Below are 17,524 nucleotides of genomic sequence, written 5' to 3'. Positions count from 1 at the left end.
GGTAGCATATGGCTGCTTGGGTAATATGGTTTATAATAGCTGGTATTTTATTTATTGCAGAAATGTTGTCGATTACATTTTATATGCTTTGGCTTGGAATTGGGGCTGTTGTCGGAGGTCTAATAGCTTTGTTTGCTCCTGAAGCACTACTGTTACAAGTCATTGCTGGTGCGATTGTAAGTTTAACATTGACTTTCTTTACGAAAAGAATTTCAAAAAACTTTCGAGAAGCAAAAGGTTTTACAGATACAGTAGATATGCTAGTCGGTAAAAAAGGGACTGTTATGCAAGCGATTACAAACGAGGCGAATGGTATTGTGAAGGTGGATGGAGATACTTGGACAGCTACCGCAGATGATCCAATTGATGCTGGAGAAAAAGTTATTGTTATAAAGAGGCATAGTACTATATTACAAGTAAAAAAGGAGAGTGAATAAATATGGTAGTAGGATTAACATTAACCATTATTTTCGCACTAATTGTTGTTACATTTATCGCGTTAACAATTAAAATTATTCCACAGCAAAAAGTTGGAGTCGTTGAAAGATTTGGTAAGTTTCAACGTGTTATGCAGCCAGGATTAAATTTATTAATCCCGATTGTAGATCGAGTTCGTGTATACCATGACTTACGTATTCAACAAACGAATGTACCACCGCAAAAGGTAATTACGAAAGATAATGTACAAGTAGAGATTGATACAATTATTTTCTATCAAATTGTGGAACCGGAACTTGCGACATATGGTATTTCGAATTATGAATATGGTGTTCGTAACATTACTTCTGCAACGATGCGTCAAATCATTGGTAAGATGGAACTGGATGAAACGTTATCAGGTCGTGAAAAAATTTCAACAGAAATTCGCTTAGCACTTGATGAAGCAACAGAAAAATGGGGCGTTCGTATTGAACGTGTTGAAGTTGTTGATATTAATCCGCCGAAAGATGTGCAAGCATCAATGGAAAAACAAATGAAAGCAGAGCGTAATAAACGTGCAATCATATTAGAAGCGGAAGCCGCAAAACAAGATAAAGTCCTTCGTGCTGAAGGTGAAAAGCAAAGTAAAATCCTAATGGCTGAAGGGGATAAAGAAGCACGTATTCGAGAAGCGGAAGGTATTAAAGAAGCAAAAGAATTAGAAGCGCAAGGGGAAGCGAGAGCGATTGAGGAAATTGCAAAAGCAGAACAAAATCGAATTGAATTACTTCGTGCAGCGAATTTAGATGAGCGTGTACTTGCTTATAAATCATTTGAATCATTGATTGAGGTTGCGAAAGGGCCAGCAAATAAAGTCTTTATTCCATCTAATGCAATTGAAACACTTGGTACTCTCGGGGCAATTGGAGAAATTTTTAAAGAAAAACATGCGAAGAGATTGCCTTCGTCAGAAACACCAAACGAAAACGAACAATAAGAGTGGAAAGAGAAATGGTAAGCCGTTTCTCTTTTTATTTTTGAGCTGAATAAAAAATAGTAGCATCTTTGCTACTATGGATAGGACTTTTTTGTATGGCCCGTTTGAAAGAATAATAAGTTTAGACTGCTTGGAAATGTTAAGTTGAACAACTGTTATAGAAAGCTATTTTGTTTCGGAAGATTAAGAATATGGTATAATGAGATTTTATGGATATTGAACAGGGGAGTGGAAAATACATGCAAATATTATTAATACGTCACGGAGAATCAGAAGCTGATATCTTAAACGTACATGAAGGACGAGCAGACTTTGAATTAACAGAAAAAGGAAGAAGGCAAGTGCAAAGGCTTGTACAGAAAGTGAAAGCAGATTTTCCACCAGATTTCATTTGGGCAAGTACATTAAAACGTGCTAGAGAAACTGGTGAAACATTAGCAGAAGGAATTGGTTGTCCAATTCAATTAGAAGAGGAATTAATGGAATTTAATAATGGAGTACAAGCAGGTCTTTCATTTGAAGAAGCAAAGAAATATCCAGAGCCAAAGTTTCTTCATGATCGTTTTGAAAACGGGGAATCGTTTATTGAATTTAGAATGAGAATAGAAGGAATCTTTTCTAAAATCGTGACAGAGAATACACATGACCGGATAGCAATCGTTGCGCACGGCGGTGTAATAAATAGTCTATTACGTGCATTTTTCAAAATGCCAATTTCAATGGATTATTATTTTAAAATGGGAGATACGGGAATAAGTTTAATTGAAATTGATGGTGAACAAAAAACGGTACATTTCATTAATGATACGAGTCATTTAGACGGGATGTAAAGACCTATGTACAAAGTAGTGTTCTTTGATGTTGACGGTACGCTTTTAAGTGAGATTGACAGAAGTATGCACGCAAGTACAAAAGAAGCAATACAAAGATTAATAGATAAAAGGATTCACGTAGTTGTTACTACAGGGAGACCATATAGCTTATGTTCGCAATTTATGGAACTAGGCATAAATACGTTTATTTCTGCAAATGGTGCACATATCAAGTGTGGGGAAACGGTTATACATAAATCGGTACTTTCAAGTGAAATCGTTAATGATATCTCAGAGTTTGCAAAATTACATGGTCAGGGCGTTTCTTATTTTACTGAGGGTTTTACAATGAACGGAATAGCTTCAGATAATAAGCGTGTAATGCGAGCGCTTAGCGAGACGTTGAATTTAGAGAAGTATCCTGAAAAAAGCAAGGATTTGTCAGAAGAAATCTATTGCTTATGTCTGTATGCAGATGAAATAGAAGCTCAAAAATTTCTTGAAAGATATCCGATGCTTACATTTGATCGTTTTCATAATTACGTTATAAATGTATTGGAAGATAGTAAAGTCTCGAAGCTAACTGCAATTCAAAAAGTATTAGAGCAACTAAACATTTGCAAATCAGAAGCAATTGCTTTTGGAGATGGTGGAAATGATATTGAGATGTTGCAGTATGTAGGATTAGGTATTGCGATGGGGAATGGCGGAGAAGAGTTAAAAACAAGAGCTGATTTCGTTACAAAGAAGGCGAGTGAAGGTGGTATTTTATTTGCTTTAGAAAAGTTTCATATCGTCTAACATACCTTTATTGAAATAAAGGTATGTTAGGATTTTTAATGTGCTCACATAATAAAATATGAATTTGCCCACGATGATGGTAAAAGTGTGCAACAATTTCAAGCAACCATTCAAAGCGTGAATAAGAAATACCCCAATAAGCAGTCTTCATTTCCGCTAATTGTTCATTGGAATAGGATAAAAAAGTTTTAGAAAGTAAATCATAGCCCTGCATCATCGTTTGTTGCATTTGCGTAATAGTTTCGAGTGTTTGTTCTTTATAGAAAGTATGTAGTTGTTTTTCTGTAATGCCATTTAAAATGAGTAGATCTGCATGGCAAATAAGAGAAAGATGGGTGCACATTTCAAATAGAGTTCGCTTTGCGTGAATGGGTTGTATTTTTAATTCGGCTTCATTATATTGGTTAAGCATTTGAATAGTAGTATCAACAGCAACTTTAAGTTGGTGCAAGGAAGATTGAACAAACATTGTAATTCTCCTCACCTCCGTTTATAATAGTTTCTTAAGGGTATTATACCATACTTAAAATTCCGAAAATTCTAGTAGTTTGACTAGCATATTGAAAAGTATTATATTGTAAAAGGTCATAAGAAACGTGAAATAGAATGGAATGCAATTATTGAGTTAGGAGTTAGACCAATGAGTTTGAAATATGGAAGAGATACAATTGTTGAAGTTGACTTAAATGCAGTAAAACATAATGTAAAAGAATTTAAAAAACGAGTGAATGATGAAAATATTGCAATGATGGCTGCTGTAAAAGCAAATGGGTATGGTCACGGGGCAGTTGAAGTTGCGAAAGCTGCTATTGAAGCGGGAATAAACCAGCTTGCAGTTGCATTTGTAGATGAAGCGATAGAGTTAAGAGAAGCAGGAATTAACGTGCCGATTTTAATTTTAGGGTATACATCAGTAGCAGCTGCGGAAGAGGCAATTCAATATGACGTTATGATGACTGTTTATAGAAGTGAAGATTTACAAGGTATAAATGAAATCGCAAACCGTCTTCAAAAGAAAGCGCAAATTCAGGTGAAAATTGATACAGGAATGAGTCGTATCGGTTTACAAGAAGAAGAGGTTATGCCATTTTTAGAAGAATTGAACCGTATGGAGTATGTAGAGGTAGTAGGAATGTTTACACATTACTCTACGGCAGATGAAATCGATAAATCCTATACGAATATGCAAACAAGTTTATTTGAAAAAGCTGTTAATGCAGCAAAAGAATTAGGAATTCATATCCCATATATTCATAGTTCAAATAGTGCAGGATCAATGGAGCTTAGCAATACATTTCAAAATATGGTTCGTGTCGGTATCGGAATTTATGGAATGTATCCTTCAAAAGAGGTAGATCATTCAGTTGTTTCGTTACAGCCTGCGTTGTCGTTAAAATCAAAAGTAGCTCATATTAAGCATGCAAAGAAAAATCGCGGTGTAAGTTATGGGAATACGTATGTAACGACTGGTGAAGAATGGATTGCCACTATACCGATTGGTTATGCGGATGGCTATAACCGTCAGTTATCTAATAAAGGGCATGCATTAATAAATGGAGTCCGAGTACCTGTTATTGGTCGTGTTTGTATGGATCAGCTCATGTTAGACGTTTCAAAAGCAATGCCAGTACAAGTGGGAGACGAAGTAGTATTCTACGGTAAGCAAGGTGAAGAAGAAATTGCGGTAGAAGAAGTAGCTGATATGTTAGGTACAATTAACTATGAAGTTACATGTATGTTAGACAGAAGAATCCCGCGAGTGTATAAAGAAAATAATGAAACGGCTGCTGTCGTAAATATACTAAGAAAAAACTGAATCGTTATGATTCAGTTTTTTTATTTTTGACAAATGAAAAATGCTCTATTTGTACCGTGTATTTGAATGTTCTTAAAACCAACGGATTTCAACGAAGAAATTATTTCTTCATTGGAATAACAAGCTTCTTCAAAAGAAAAGTCACTTCTTGTCCAATTATTATGTATGTCATGCTGAAATAGTATAAAGTTCATTTCTGCTTTTTTATTTTCGTTATCATATGTAGAATCAATCGTACAAACATATTCTTCTGCTGAAATATGAAATGAAGCAATCCAATTTTCAAGAAAACCTTTCTCCATATTCATATCAAATACGAATGTAGCTTCACTATGTAGTACGGAGTAAACATTACGAAAAACACTTTTTAATTCATCTAATTTTAAAATATGATTTAAGCTATCGCCAGTAGAGATAACATAGTGAAATTGCTCATTTATATTGAAATAACGAGCATCATCGACGATAAAGGTTGCGTCTGGCGCGTTTTGACGTGCGTATTCAATCATTTGGGCAGAACCATCTATACCAGTTACTACAAAAGTATTATCAATTAATTTCTTAGTAAGGTGACCAGTCCCGCAGCAAAGATCTAAAATATGAGAATATGGTGGTGCATATTGTAAAACGAGTTTTTCCAAAAGTAGATAGGACTGTTCAGCAAAATGTCCCCAATGTTTATTATAGATGTCTGCAAAAATATCATAATCACAATAAATTGTTTTTTTACACATATGTATTCACCTCAAAATTCATTACATTATAATAGTCATGCTTCGTTTTTATTTCAAAACCACATTGTGTATATAGTTGTAAAGCATGGTTATTTTTCGTTTCGACGTCTAATTCAATTGTTGAAACTCCTTCTGTAATAAGGGTATGTACCATATAACTAAGAATATCTTTACCATATCCTTTACCTTGATAAGAAGGATGAACGGCGAATCCTGATAGTGTAGTAGATTGTTCTTGCCCAGAAACTGTAATCGTTCCTATCACTTTTTCGTAGATAAGAGCACTGTAAACTTGATGAGAAGATGAATTCATCATTTTTTGTAACCATATAGCGGTATTTTCTGCTGAATCTCCGAAGGCTTTACTGGAAAGTTCAATAAGATCAAGAAGTGATTCTGAAGATGCAAGAGTGAGCTGTATAGTACTCTTTGTTGGTTTTTGCACTTCTTTTGCTTTGAACTCCATACTGTATTCACTATATAAATAAGGTAACTTCATATGCTTTGCAAATTCTTTCCCAGAAGCAGAATCCCCATTCATAATAAGAAGTGCTTCATCTGCCTCTCTTTTTCGTATTTCTTTCATTGCAGTTTGTAAAAGAGTGGTGCCTATATGTTGTTTTCTATAGTCCGGATGAACAAACCCTATTAATTCCAGTTTTGTCGGTCTTTCAAAGTCATACATACTTAATGTACCGACTAATTGAGTATCGTCATAGAGTAAAAAATCATGTATCTCTTCTTTATTACGATCAGTTAAAAAGTTTACATGTAAATCTGAAGAATAATCAATTCGATCGTATTGTCCGCAAATATGAGCTAAATCTTTCATTTGCTGAATTTCGTTCGCTGTTAAAGATTGTTTTTGTTCAATATTCATTTCATAATCCCTCTCATTCTTATTTAAAAATAGGCTGGATGACTGAGCCACTTTTCTAACTCCACACTGCCCTGAACAGACAATAACCGGTATAAATATCGATAGGGACGTCTACATTCTACAAGATGAGGAATGGGCATAATGGTTTCGTATCCTTGTTTAAAAGCATGAGCCACTTTTTCGGTAAGTACATATTCTAGTCCGATAAAATCAAACTCCCGGGGAGCAACTACATAGGCTTCTGTATCTACTAAACCTGTAATAGCAGAACCATCTGATAAAAACTGAGTAGGGTCCATATCAATTAAAACGAGCGTGGATTCCTTTGGTGCTGGTAAAGAAGAAAGTTGTGACTCAAAAGTAGAAAATGCATTTTGTATGCTTTCATTATCGGAATAAAACATATTTACAAGCTCTTTACCCACATCTAAAACATGTGAATGGAATTCATCTAGTGTAATTTGGAAGGAACCTGACACATTTCCTATGTAATTGGCTTTAAATTTATGTATTTCTGCAAGCCCTTTTCCTAAACTGAATAAAATAGGATCTGGTTGCTCGATAAAAGATTGAACTGTGTTACCTACTAACTTTTCGGCTACAACGAATTCACGACCATTTAAAATATGTTTTCCTAATATTGCTGGGATAGGAAGATTAGTATGTTCTTGCAGCAATGTATGAACTGTTTCTAAATGATGGACATTCCTCGGATCAATTCCAAATAGGTTTTTACATCCCCGCCAAAAATCATTAGTTGGTTCTTCATTCATTTTAGAAGAACGAACGATAACTTCTGCTTCTTCTGTTCGGACGAGAAATACATCGCTTGCATGGTCTTCATAACCTGGGTGTAAAGCTTGAACAGATAAAATAGGTGAAGTGAATAGTTGTTGTAGCATGAAGTCACTCCTTTTTCTGTAAATTCTATAAATTCATTATATAACAGAATATGTTCCAAGTGGATAATGATAGGAATAACATTGAACTTACATACATTCATGGTGAGAAATCAGTGTGGAAATTATATTTTTCTAGTTTTGTATGAATTATCAAAATAATGTTTCTGATGATAAATCTGTAAAAATACCAAATATAAATCTTTTATTTTTCAGTAAATGAACAGTTAAGTATTCTTTTATGAGAGTTATAATGTAGGTTATGAAAAATATTTCTCAATAATAAAATGAAGAGAAAAATGTGAAGAAATAGAATAGATTCCTTTATAATAGTTTTAAATTAATTAACATGATTAATTATTAATAATATTAGATAGGAGAGAATATTATGGCAAACGTACTCGTAATAAATTTCCCTGGAGAAGGTCATATAAATCCGACTTTAGCTATTGTAAATGAGTTAATTCGGCGAGGGGAGACAGTTGTTTCGTATTGTATTGAAGATTATAGAAAGAAGATTGAAGCAACAGGTGCAGAATTCCGAGTGTTTGAGAATTTCCTCTCTCAAATTAATATTATGGAGCGAGTAAATGAAGGGGGGAGTCCTTTGACGATGCTGTCTCATATGATGGAAGCATCAGAGCGTATTGTTACTCAAATTGTAGAAGAAACAAAAGGGGAAAAGTACGATTACTTAATATACGATAATCATTTTCCAGTAGGACGTATTATAGCCAATGTTTTAAAATTACCTAGCGTTTCTTCTTGTACAACGTTTGCTTTTAATCATTACATTACTTTTAACGATGAACATGAATCAAGAAAAGTAGATGAAACGAATCCATTGTATCAATCTTGTTTAGCGGGAATAGAAAAATGGAACAAACAGTATGGAATGAAATGTAATAGTATGTATGATATTATGAACCACCCTGGTGATATTACGATTGTATATACTTCAAAGGAATATCAGCCGCGTTCAGATGTATTCGATGAATCATATAAGTTTGTCGGCCCATCAATTGCTACGCGTAAAGAAGTAGGAGGCTTTCCTATGGAAGATTTAAAAGATAAAAAATTGATTTTCATTTCTATGGGAACAGTTTTTAATGAACAACCTGAGCTATATGAAAAATGTTTTGAAGCGTTTAAAGATGTAGAAGCGACAGTCATATTAGTCGTTGGTAAGAAGATAAATATAAGTCAATTTGAAAATATTCCAAATAACTTTAAGTTGTTTAATTATGTGCCGCAATTAGAAGTATTACAGTATGCTAATGTATTCGTGACACACGGTGGTATGAATAGTTCAAGTGAAGCACTATATTACGGTGTCCCGTTAGTTGTAATTCCGGTAACAGGGGATCAGCCTTTAGTTGCGAAACGAGTGATTGAAGTAGGGGCTGGAATAAGGCTTAATCGTAAAGAATTAACTTCTGAATCGTTACGTGGAGCTGTAGAGAAAGTAACGTATGATGTAACGTTTAAGGAAAATAGTCGTAAAGTTGGAGAGTCACTTCGAAATGCTGGTGGGTATAATAGGGCAGTTGATGAAATCTTAAAAATGAAAATGAATTCATACTCAAAACTCAAATAAATGTTTGGAGCACACTTACTGTAATATGTAAGTGTGTTTCTATAAATAAATTACATAAAAAATCACTGTAAAGGTGAAACTTTTGTGTATATAAACTCATATCTTTGAATTAGTAGTAAAATTACGTTAAAATAATACTAAGAAAATATATAAGTTTTGGGGGTAATGAATGAAGAAAGTATTTGAATACGTATTATTAACAATTGGCTCAATTATTGTAGCAGGTTCATTAGAGCTTATTTTAGCGCCTAATGGATTAGTAGATGGCGGGGTAACGGCCATTGCTATTATGGCGAATAAAGTTGCAGGATTGCCGCTTTATGGAGTGTTCTTAGGGATTAATATCCCGATTTTATTATTTACTGCAAAAGTAATGGGAAAGAAGTTCTTTATCCGTACATCTTATGCAAACGTTGTTACAACACTCGGATTGATTTATTTGAAACCATTTCCAGCAATTACAACTTCTGAATTGTTAATTGTTCTTTATGGAGGAGTTCTATTTGGTGTTGGTGTAGGGATTGTAGTAAAAATGGGAGGAGCAATTGATGGCTCAGAAATGTTAGCTGTTTGGATGAATAAACATTTTAAAGTGCCGATTAGTACATTTTTACTTGCAGTAAATGCGGTTATTTTCATCTTTGTTGCCATTTTATTCTCAATTGAACAAGCGATGTTCTCATTAGCAATTTTCTATATTGTTACGAAGATGATTGATTTCATATTAGATGGCATTAATCAAGGAAAGAGCGTTATGATTATTTCTGGTAAAAATAAAGAAATAGGCGATCTACTTATGAAAGAATTGCAATTATCCGTTACGTATCTACATGGAGAAGGTGGTTTTTTAGGAGAACATAAGAGAATCATTTATTGTATTACAAACCGTTTCATTTATCCGAAAATGAAAGATCTCGTTCTCTCTGTAGATCCAACCGCTATAATTGAAGCTTCTTATTCAACAGAAACAACTGGTGTTAAGCGTCCAGGAAGGGCAGCAAGATCAGAAAAATAGTAAATAAAAATAGCTCCACGTAAGTATAACTTGCGTGGAGCTATTTTTATTTAGGAAACCAGGCCTTTTTCAGTAATTGGACAACAGTCTCGATCCGATCCTCTGGAATACTACCGAAACCGAGCAATACATAAGAATCTTCTTTTACATTATGAACTGAATCGTATGTGGAGAGAGGGTATAACTTAATACGTTGTTTTGCGGCTGCATGAATAAGTTCTTGTTCGTTCATCCCGTTATGAACGTGAAGTACAATATGGAGTCCGGATTGTTCACCGAGTATATGAACGTTATTTCCCATCTCGTTTGTAATACACTTAATTAAAGAAATATGTTTTCTTTTATATAACGTACGACTTCGGTTAATATGGCGTTCCCAATCACCATTTTGAATAAAGGTGGAAAAGGTAAGTTGCTGCAGCGTAGAAACTGTTTGTTTAAACATACCACCAAGTTCTCTATAGACTGTTAAAAGATGAGGTGGTAAAACGATATATCCCATTCGTAAAGAAGGTAAAAAAGATTTTGAGAAAGTTCCCATATAAATAACGCGTTCATTTGAATCTAGTCCTTGTAAAGAAGGAATGGGTTTTCCTATATAACGAAATTCCCCATCGTAATCATCTTCAATAATATATCCCTCACAATCATTCGCCCATTTTAATAACTCGAGTCTTCTAGATAATGGCATAATGATTCCAAGTGGAAATTGGTGGGATGGAGTGACATACGCTACATGGGAACCCGATTCACGTAAAGCGGAAATATGAATGCCTTTATCATCTAAAGGGATAGGGTGAACGGGAAGATTAGAACTTTGAATCATAGCAGGTATACGGTGAAACCCAGGATTTTCGATTCCATATTCTTTTTTTGAACCAAGTAGTTGAATTAGTAGCCAAAGAAGAGGCTGTGTACCTGCTCCAATTATAATTTGATCAGGCGAAGAATGTACCCCGCGAGCATGATATAAATACTTTGAAATATGTTTTCGTAGAATAAGCTCACCTTGTGGATCTTCTTTAGCAAATAATTCATTTTCATATTGAAATAAAGTTTCGTGTAATGCTCTTTTCCAGTTTGTTATCGGAAAAGCTTTTTGATCAATAAGCCCTTGGCTACAATCATAATCATATTGTTCTTTTTCTTTCTTATTAGCACTGTTTGACGTAATTTGCTGTTTCTTTTGAATGACATCAATATCGACTTCGGCAACAAAAATTCCACGTTTCGGTTTGCTTTCTACATACCCTTCAGCTAGTAATTGTTGATAAGCAGATTCAACTGTAATACGGCTCACATTAAGTTGCATAGCTAAATTTCTATGAGAAGGAAGGCGTGTACCAGCACGTAGTGATCCTTGAGAGATTTCTCGTTTCATATATTCATAAATTTGTAAGTAAATGGGTGTTTTACTTTGTAATACTAATGGGATATTCAGATCCATTTATAGACGCTCCTTTTTATACTGGCCTTATAAAAAAGAATAGAACTGTCACTTAAGCTAAGGGCAGTCGCTTTCTATAATGATGATATAACATTTAGAAAATTTTATAAATAGTAAGGAGAGAATCATAATGCATATTAAAGAAGTAGTAACAGAAGCGGATTTACATGATGTATTTCCTGTATTACAGCAGTTAAGAACAAAACTTTCAAAAGAAGAAGTAAGTTCTTTATTTCAAAAAATGCAAGAAGAAAACTATAAACTATTTTCGCTACGTAATGAAGAGGGAGAAGTTGTGAGTTTAGCCGGTGTAGCAATTTGTACGAATTTTTATAATAAGAAGCACGTTTTCGTATATGACCTTGTAACAGCGGAAGCACATCGTTCAAAAGGATATGGGAATGTATTACTCTCGTATATAGAGAACTGGGGAAAAGAAAATGAATGTGAGTCCACTGCTCTTACATCAGCGTTTCCTAGATTAGACGCTCACCGCTTTTATGAAAGAGAAGGCTATGATAAGGTAAGCTATTCTTTTCATAAAGAATTATAAAGCAGGATAGGTTCTATATGACATAATATATAGAACCTATTTTTTTTAGAAAGGTTTATAATTTATGTTGTTGAATTGTTTTTTCATAAATAATACAGAGAATGATTGGAGCGCTTATACTTGGAAAAAATAAAGAAACTATCAATCCCTAATGATGTTAGAGTAATCGTAATATCTGATATTCATGGAGAATTACCTCTTTTAAAAGAATTACTACATAAAGTTAATTTTAAAGATGAAGATTATTTAATTATAAATGGTGATCTTTGTGAGAAAGGAAGAGATAGCGTTGGCGTCGTAAACTATGTGATGGATCTAGTAGTTAGCAAGCCAAATGTTTATGTAGTCGAAGGGAACTGTGAAGTTGTAGTTGAGGCGCTTGTAAATGAAAATCCTGCGCTAATAAATTATTTGTGTACGCGAAAGAATACAATTTTTAATGAATGGCTAGGGAAATTGAAAGTCACCGTTAATGAAGAAAGTGATATTTGTGAAGTGAAAAACATATTGATGGGCCATTTTTCAAAAGAAATAGAATGGTTAACAGAATTGCCGACAGCGATTGAAACTGAGGGTTATATTTTTGTACATGCTGGCCTTGAAGATAGAGAGGATTGGAAAGAAACAGAACGAAAAAATGCGATAGCAATGCCGGAGTTTTTCAATCAATCACATAAAGCAAATAAGTATGTAGTTGTCGGTCATTGGCCTGTTGTAAACTACTCAGAGAAGGCACCGTCTAACAATCCAGTTATTGATAAGGAGAAAAAGATTATAGCGATTGACGGCGGAAATGCGATTAAAGAGGCAGGACAATTAAATGCATTTATCATTCAGAGGACAAGTGCAAGTGATAAGTTTTCTTATACATATGTAGACTATTTCCCGGAATGTGAAGTAATAGCAGATTTTCATGCCGATGCAACAATGCAGGGCGGGGTTACCTATCCACATTATTACATAGAGCCTATTGAGAAGAAGCAAGATTACACAATATGCAGGCAAAAGCAAACGAATACATTACTTTCTGTGAAAGATGAATACATTAAGCAACTTGATTCAGGTGAATACACAGTGAAAACCGATATTTCTTGTGCGCAAATAAGCGTAAAAAAAGGGGATATTGTTTCTCTCATTGATGGTAGCTGCTCAGGATATGATTTAATTAAAAAAGATGGAGTAGAAGGTTGGATAGAGAAAGGGATTTTAGTTGAGATAGAAAAGATGAAAAAGAAAACGTTTAGCTGAAATAGGAGGGATGGAGCCTCCTATTTTTTTATTATCTTTTTATATGAGTAGATTACTTGCTGTCTTTAACAAGTAAATAAATCGTACTCGGTAAAATGACAATCGTCATCCCTAAAATAATTGTGAGTATAGCATAACCTCTATACGGAGCAGGAATGATAAATGGAAGCCCAGCTAGGAAAATACCTGCTATCATCATTGAAATACTACAAATATTTGAAGCTCTTTTTTCAAGGTGCTTATCATTCCATTCCAATGAAATTGTTGATTTAGTCGTATCAATTTTGGAACCGAAATAGCCTATTAATATAAATAAAAGCCCTAATGCTATAAATATGAAATGATCAAGAGGGAGTGCGAAGTCAAGAGCGATGAGGGCAATGACAATATCGACAAAAAATAAAAATAGTAAAATTATGTTGCCGATCCAGAGGAGAGGTTTCTGGTTACTCTCTACTTTAGATAAAGCTAAAAATAAAAAGAATAAGAAGGAACATATAATTATATTGACGATAACAAAAGTACTTTTATCCATTGTTGATGTAGGCGTTCCATTGAAGTCCCATTTCGTAACAATACGTAATGGTAAGAAGAAATAGAGAATAATATTCGTCGTAATAATAGTGAGAAATAAAGCAATACTAAATCGATTATTCATTGAATCACCAGCTTTCTACATGAATAATTGGTATCTTATAACAAAATTATACAATATAATAAACGATATCTGTTTTGATTTTTCTGAAAAAATATTATAATTATATATGAAATAAAGAGGATTGTAGGAGGGAATTATGCAAAACGTAATAGTAAAAGGGGATAAATTAACAATTCGTACAATTGAAGAATCAGATATAAAAACATTATGGAACCTCATATTTAAAGAAGAAAATCCAGAATGGAAAAAATGGGATGCACCGTATTTTCCGTTTTCAATGCAAGAATACTCACCCTATAAGGAGAAGATGCAAACTCGTTTAAAAGAAGAACCTCTATCTAATTTAATTATAGAAAATAACGGTCAAATTATAGGGACGGTCGGGTTTTATTGGGAATATAAACCGACGCGTTGGTTAGAGATGGGTCTTGTTATTTATAATCCAAATTACTGGAATGGTGGTTATGGTACAGAAGCGTTAACGTTATATCGAGATTTGCTATTTGAAAAGATGGAGATTGGTAGAGTAGGGATTACGACTTGGTCTGGCAATGAACGCATGATGAAAGTAGCAGAGAAAATAGGAATGACTTTAGAAGGTAGAATGCGCAAATGCCGTTATTATAACGGAACGTACTATGATTCTATTCGAATGGGAATGATTCGTGAAGAATGGGAAGCATTGAAAAATTAATTAAGGTGAATTATGAAAATGGTTCTGCCATTTCTTCTAGTATATTAGCAGAATATAATTTTAAGAGAATGGAGACAACGAGATGACATATGTAATTAGAGAAATGAAGCAAGAAGATATTCACGCTGTACAATCAGTAGCGAGAATAGCTTGGCATGATACATACGAAGGCATTATTCCGAGAAAGATTCAAGATAGTTTTTTAGACGAGGCATATTCTGACGAAAAAATGAAATATCGTCTTGAAAATACACATTTATTCGTTGCAGAAGAAGAGGGAGAAGTAATTGGCTTTGCAAATTTTTCACCTGTTAGACTGCAAAACGAAGCAGAATTAGGCGCGATTTATTTGTTACCTGATCAGCAAGGAAAAGGGATAGGAAGTGCTTTATTACAAAAAGGGTTAACGGCATTAAAAGGAATTCGAAAATTATACATTCATGTAGAAGCAGCGAATGAAAAAGGAAAACGTTTTTATGAAGCGAAAGGTTTTGCACAATTAGAGGAATTTGAAGAAGATTTTGAAGGACATATGATGCAGACAGTAAGGATGGTTTTATACATATAAGGAGGACTAGAAGTGAAGATTTTTGATTTTAGTGAAAAAGTAGGAAAGCAAATCACAGCATTTCAATCTAATTTCATAATGTCGAAAATAGTAAACCATCAAGGGAATATACATATCGGTGTTATGCATTTAAAAGAGAATGGAATAATTGGATATCATGAAGCAGTTGTATCGCAACTGCTTCTTATTGTGGACGGAGAAGGATATGTATGCGGAGCAAATAAAGAAAAAGTGAAGGTGGAAGCGGGACAAGCTGTGTTTTGGGAGAAGGGTGAGTTTCATGAAACGAGTACGGAAAAGGGATTGATGGCAATTGTGATTGAGTCGGAGGAACTTGAGAAAGGAGTTTTAATGAAAGAAGTGGGGAAATTTGATGATAAAGGTGTGTAAGGAGGGGATTACTATGCGCAAAGTTACACAAATAGTAATCTGTGCAGCAGCAGTACTATTAATCACACTAGCTATGATAACTGGAGAGACGTGGAAAGATAAAATTGTTATTTCGCTAGCTGTTCTTATATTTACTGGATTTTCTCTAGTATGGAACACATTTGTTATAAATTTTATGGAGAAATTCAATAGAAAAAGGAGTAAATAAATGCGACCTTTCAAGCGAATGAGAACTATATATTTAATAACAGTACCTATTATTGCATTACTCTCATTATTTTTTCCACAGTCAGTAGGAGATCGTATACTTACTTTCTTTTTTGTACTTGTTTTTGGCGGATTAGCAATTGGATTTACATATTTGATGAACTTTATTAGTGAAGCAAAAGATAACAGAGGATAAATAAAAAGTTTCCAGTGGGGGAGGTAGGAAAACTCAAAGATGTAGATTTGTATAGTTTGAGAAGACGGGAAAGGAGACATAGGATGATAAAAATCGCAAGAGTAGTAATGATTATAGCAATTGTAATTGTAATCATTGCAGGACTAATAACTCCCTTTTCGTTAAAAGAAAAGGGAGTACATACACTAGGTATGGTCGTTTATGGTGCAATCGGGTTAGGTGGACTTACATTATTAGATTACATTATAAAAAAGCAAAGAAAAGAGAAATAAATAAAAATTTTACCAATCGGAAAAGTAGTTGGTGGTCTATTTGTAAAGTTAAAAAACAAGGGGAATAAGAGAATGTTAAAATTATTAAAATTATTGGATTTATAGCAATGGCCATTGCTAGTATATTCTTTCCTTTCGTTTTAAAAGGGAAAATTATTTCTTTTATTTTTATACTGGTATTGGGTGCAATGTCTCTTGGGACTACAAACTTAGTAGAATACATAATTAGTAAATTTAGAGAGAATAGAAATAATTAGCTTGTTTAAGAAAGTAAGGACCTAATTTATTGTAGGTATAATTCTGTTAATTGTTAATACTGGTGAATGAAAAATTTTCTTTTCAGTTTTAGAAAGAAGTGTGAAAATAATTTGAATATGCGTAAAGGTACAAAAATATTTATATGCACTTGTGGATTAATAATGATGATACTATCAATGGTAGTACAGAACACGTGGAAAGATAAAATTATAGTTGCTTTAGTTGCAACTTTGTTTACTGTAATTTCTCTAGTGTGGAACTCTGTTGTTATTAATATTATTCAAAATTTTAATGGAAAAATAGATAAGGGACAGTAGGATGATGAAAATCGCGAAAATTGTAATGATTATAGGAGTTGTAATTTCAATCATTGTTGGACTAGTAGGTCCATATTCAATTAAGGAAAAGGTAATATATACATGTAGTATGATTTTCTGGGGAGCTATGGGGATCGGAGCTATTACTTTAATGGATTATATTAGCAGAAGGATAAATAAATGAAACTTGGATTAATGAGCATTTCTTTTCTATAAATTGAAATGAAGAGAAATTTGTATTTATTACATTCTTCTAAATGTAGATGAATACAAATTCAGTTAATATGGCTATAAAGGTAGCTTGGACAAAGAAAAAGGAGTAACTAAATGTTAAAGCAAGGAAGAATTATAATTGTTATTGGCACATTAGTAACACTCATCGCGAGTTTTATAGTGCCAGCAGACAATAAAACAAGATTAATAAATGTACTTGTAATATTTTTATTCGGTGTAATAGCTGTGTGGTCTTCAGTTTTATTTGAACGAATTTATCAAAAGATACATAAAAAGTGAAATAAATAAAACTTTTGTCGATTGGAGTAGTAGTGAAACTAGAGGGATTAAAACAATTTTGATGATTATTGTTATAATGGTCGAATCGGCACATAAATGTAATTTTGATTATGTAGACAGCCAAACTAGCAATAGAAGTTACGGTTAATAAGTAAGAAGTTGAATGAAATCTTTTCTTATATTAGATTTTACTCTAGTTATAGGAGACCATGGGTTATGTTGTAGGCGATAC

At 33.6% G+C, this 17,524-nt stretch carries 23 protein-coding genes and 1 pseudogene; 18 read left to right on the top strand and 6 right to left on the bottom strand.

Going from position 1 to position 17,524, the window contains the following annotated elements:
* Positions 1-8 precede the first annotated feature (8 nt).
* From ACUXEY_RS19245 to ACUXEY_RS19230, 4 genes are all read left to right on the top strand, one after another.
* Positions 9-437: an NfeD family protein gene (locus ACUXEY_RS19245; RefSeq protein ID WP_461301354.1), complete on the top strand. Its 429-nt coding sequence runs from the start codon at positions 9-11 to the stop codon at positions 435-437.
* A 2-nt stretch (positions 438-439) separates the two neighbouring features.
* Entirely contained in the window at positions 440-1,417 is a 978-nt protein-coding gene (locus tag ACUXEY_RS19240) for an SPFH domain-containing protein (protein ID WP_461301353.1), read from the top strand.
* Between the two features lie 239 nt (positions 1,418-1,656).
* Positions 1,657-2,247 carry a histidine phosphatase family protein gene (locus ACUXEY_RS19235; protein WP_461301352.1) on the top strand — a complete coding sequence of 197 codons (591 nt, stop codon included), beginning with the start codon at positions 1,657-1,659 and terminating at the stop codon, positions 2,245-2,247.
* 6 nt (positions 2,248-2,253) lie between these two features.
* On the top strand, positions 2,254-3,030 hold the full coding sequence (locus ACUXEY_RS19230; RefSeq protein WP_461301351.1) for a Cof-type HAD-IIB family hydrolase: 777 nt from the start codon (positions 2,254-2,256) through the stop codon (positions 3,028-3,030).
* Between the two features lie 7 nt (positions 3,031-3,037).
* Here the strand turns inward: ACUXEY_RS19230 and ACUXEY_RS19225 are convergent, their stop codons facing one another.
* Positions 3,038-3,499: a DinB family protein gene (locus tag ACUXEY_RS19225; protein WP_166704488.1), complete on the bottom strand. Its 462-nt coding sequence runs from the start codon at positions 3,497-3,499 to the stop codon at positions 3,038-3,040.
* Positions 3,500-3,670: 171 nt separating this feature from the next.
* Between ACUXEY_RS19225 and alr the strand changes: the two genes are divergently transcribed.
* On the top strand, positions 3,671-4,846 hold the full coding sequence (alr, locus tag ACUXEY_RS19220; protein WP_461301350.1) for an alanine racemase: 1,176 nt from the start codon (positions 3,671-3,673) through the stop codon (positions 4,844-4,846).
* A gap of 20 nt (positions 4,847-4,866) precedes the next feature.
* On the opposite strand, the gene ACUXEY_RS19215 is transcribed toward alr, so the two are convergent.
* Genes ACUXEY_RS19215 through ACUXEY_RS19205 form a run of 3 tightly spaced genes read right to left on the bottom strand, consistent with a single transcriptional unit; the run spans position 4,867 to position 7,362 of the window.
* A complete protein-coding gene (locus ACUXEY_RS19215; protein WP_461301349.1) occupies positions 4,867-5,580 on the bottom strand; it encodes a class I SAM-dependent DNA methyltransferase in 714 nt (237 codons plus the stop codon).
* A complete protein-coding gene (locus tag ACUXEY_RS19210; RefSeq protein WP_461301348.1) occupies positions 5,573-6,460 on the bottom strand; it encodes a GNAT family N-acetyltransferase in 888 nt (295 codons plus the stop codon). The genes ACUXEY_RS19215 and ACUXEY_RS19210 overlap by 8 nt, the downstream gene beginning before the upstream one ends.
* 23 nt (positions 6,461-6,483) lie before the next feature.
* Positions 6,484-7,362 carry a nitrate reductase gene (locus tag ACUXEY_RS19205; protein WP_461301347.1) on the bottom strand — a complete coding sequence of 293 codons (879 nt, stop codon included), beginning with the start codon at positions 7,360-7,362 and terminating at the stop codon, positions 6,484-6,486.
* A 385-nt stretch (positions 7,363-7,747) separates the two neighbouring features.
* Between ACUXEY_RS19205 and ACUXEY_RS19200 the strand changes: the two genes are divergently transcribed.
* A complete protein-coding gene (locus tag ACUXEY_RS19200; RefSeq protein ID WP_461301346.1) occupies positions 7,748-8,956 on the top strand; it encodes a macrolide family glycosyltransferase in 1,209 nt (402 codons plus the stop codon).
* Between the two features lie 169 nt (positions 8,957-9,125).
* Positions 9,126-9,971, top strand: coding sequence for a YitT family protein (locus tag ACUXEY_RS19195; protein WP_000755131.1), 846 nt, complete (start codon positions 9,126-9,128; stop codon positions 9,969-9,971).
* Positions 9,972-10,017: 46 nt separating this feature from the next.
* Here the strand turns inward: ACUXEY_RS19195 and pdxR are convergent, their stop codons facing one another.
* Entirely contained in the window at positions 10,018-11,418 is a 1,401-nt protein-coding gene (gene pdxR / locus ACUXEY_RS19190; RefSeq protein WP_461301345.1) for a MocR-like pyridoxine biosynthesis transcription factor PdxR, read from the bottom strand.
* Between the two features lie 130 nt (positions 11,419-11,548).
* Here pdxR and ACUXEY_RS19185 point away from each other — a divergent pair, with 130 nt between their 5' ends.
* Both ACUXEY_RS19185 and ACUXEY_RS19180 read left to right on the top strand, forming a co-directional pair.
* Entirely contained in the window at positions 11,549-11,971 is a 423-nt protein-coding gene (locus ACUXEY_RS19185; RefSeq protein WP_461301344.1) for a GNAT family N-acetyltransferase, read from the top strand.
* Between the two features lie 120 nt (positions 11,972-12,091).
* Positions 12,092-13,219: a metallophosphoesterase gene (locus tag ACUXEY_RS19180; protein ID WP_461301343.1), complete on the top strand. Its 1,128-nt coding sequence runs from the start codon at positions 12,092-12,094 to the stop codon at positions 13,217-13,219.
* A 52-nt stretch (positions 13,220-13,271) separates the two neighbouring features.
* Here the strand turns inward: ACUXEY_RS19180 and ACUXEY_RS19175 are convergent, their stop codons facing one another.
* Positions 13,272-13,877, bottom strand: a complete 606-nt coding sequence (locus tag ACUXEY_RS19175; RefSeq protein ID WP_461301342.1) for a DUF1648 domain-containing protein — start codon at positions 13,875-13,877, stop codon at positions 13,272-13,274.
* A gap of 136 nt (positions 13,878-14,013) precedes the next feature.
* On the opposite strand from ACUXEY_RS19175, the gene ACUXEY_RS19170 reads away from it, so the two are divergent.
* From ACUXEY_RS19170 to ACUXEY_RS19130, 9 genes and pseudogenes are all read left to right on the top strand, one after another.
* Entirely contained in the window at positions 14,014-14,571 is a 558-nt protein-coding gene (locus ACUXEY_RS19170) for a GNAT family N-acetyltransferase (RefSeq protein WP_461301341.1), read from the top strand.
* Positions 14,550-14,657 (top strand): annotated as a pseudogene (locus ACUXEY_RS19165) (2'-5' RNA ligase family protein); the annotation flags it as partial. The gene ACUXEY_RS19170 and the pseudogene ACUXEY_RS19165, both read left to right, overlap by 22 nt.
* Positions 14,654-15,139 carry a GNAT family N-acetyltransferase gene (locus ACUXEY_RS19160; RefSeq protein ID WP_461301340.1) on the top strand — a complete coding sequence of 162 codons (486 nt, stop codon included), beginning with the start codon at positions 14,654-14,656 and terminating at the stop codon, positions 15,137-15,139. The pseudogene ACUXEY_RS19165 and the gene ACUXEY_RS19160, both read left to right, overlap by 4 nt.
* 12 nt (positions 15,140-15,151) lie before the next feature.
* Positions 15,152-15,529, top strand: a complete 378-nt coding sequence (locus tag ACUXEY_RS19155) for a cupin (protein WP_461301339.1) — start codon at positions 15,152-15,154, stop codon at positions 15,527-15,529.
* Between the two features lie 13 nt (positions 15,530-15,542).
* A complete protein-coding gene (locus tag ACUXEY_RS19150; protein WP_461301338.1) occupies positions 15,543-15,737 on the top strand; it encodes a hypothetical protein in 195 nt (64 codons plus the stop codon).
* Positions 15,738-15,932 (top strand): hypothetical protein, encoded by a 195-nt coding sequence (locus ACUXEY_RS19145; RefSeq protein WP_340438099.1) that lies wholly within the window; start codon positions 15,738-15,740, stop codon positions 15,930-15,932.
* A gap of 83 nt (positions 15,933-16,015) precedes the next feature.
* Positions 16,016-16,204 (top strand): hypothetical protein, encoded by a 189-nt coding sequence (locus ACUXEY_RS19140; protein WP_461301337.1) that lies wholly within the window; start codon positions 16,016-16,018, stop codon positions 16,202-16,204.
* A 579-nt stretch (positions 16,205-16,783) separates the two neighbouring features.
* Positions 16,784-16,963, top strand: coding sequence for a hypothetical protein (locus ACUXEY_RS19135; RefSeq protein WP_373605321.1), 180 nt, complete (start codon positions 16,784-16,786; stop codon positions 16,961-16,963).
* A gap of 143 nt (positions 16,964-17,106) precedes the next feature.
* The gene (locus ACUXEY_RS19130) at positions 17,107-17,292 is read left to right on the top strand and encodes a hypothetical protein (protein ID WP_461301336.1); all 186 of its coding nucleotides are present in this window, start codon (positions 17,107-17,109) and stop codon (positions 17,290-17,292) included.
* Positions 17,293-17,524: the final 232 nt, after the last annotated feature.

This window comes from Bacillus sp. F9_6S_D1_P_5 (genome assembly GCF_054823925.1).
Note: the sequence above shows the minus strand (reverse complement) of the source record. Positions and strands in the feature narration are given on the sequence as shown.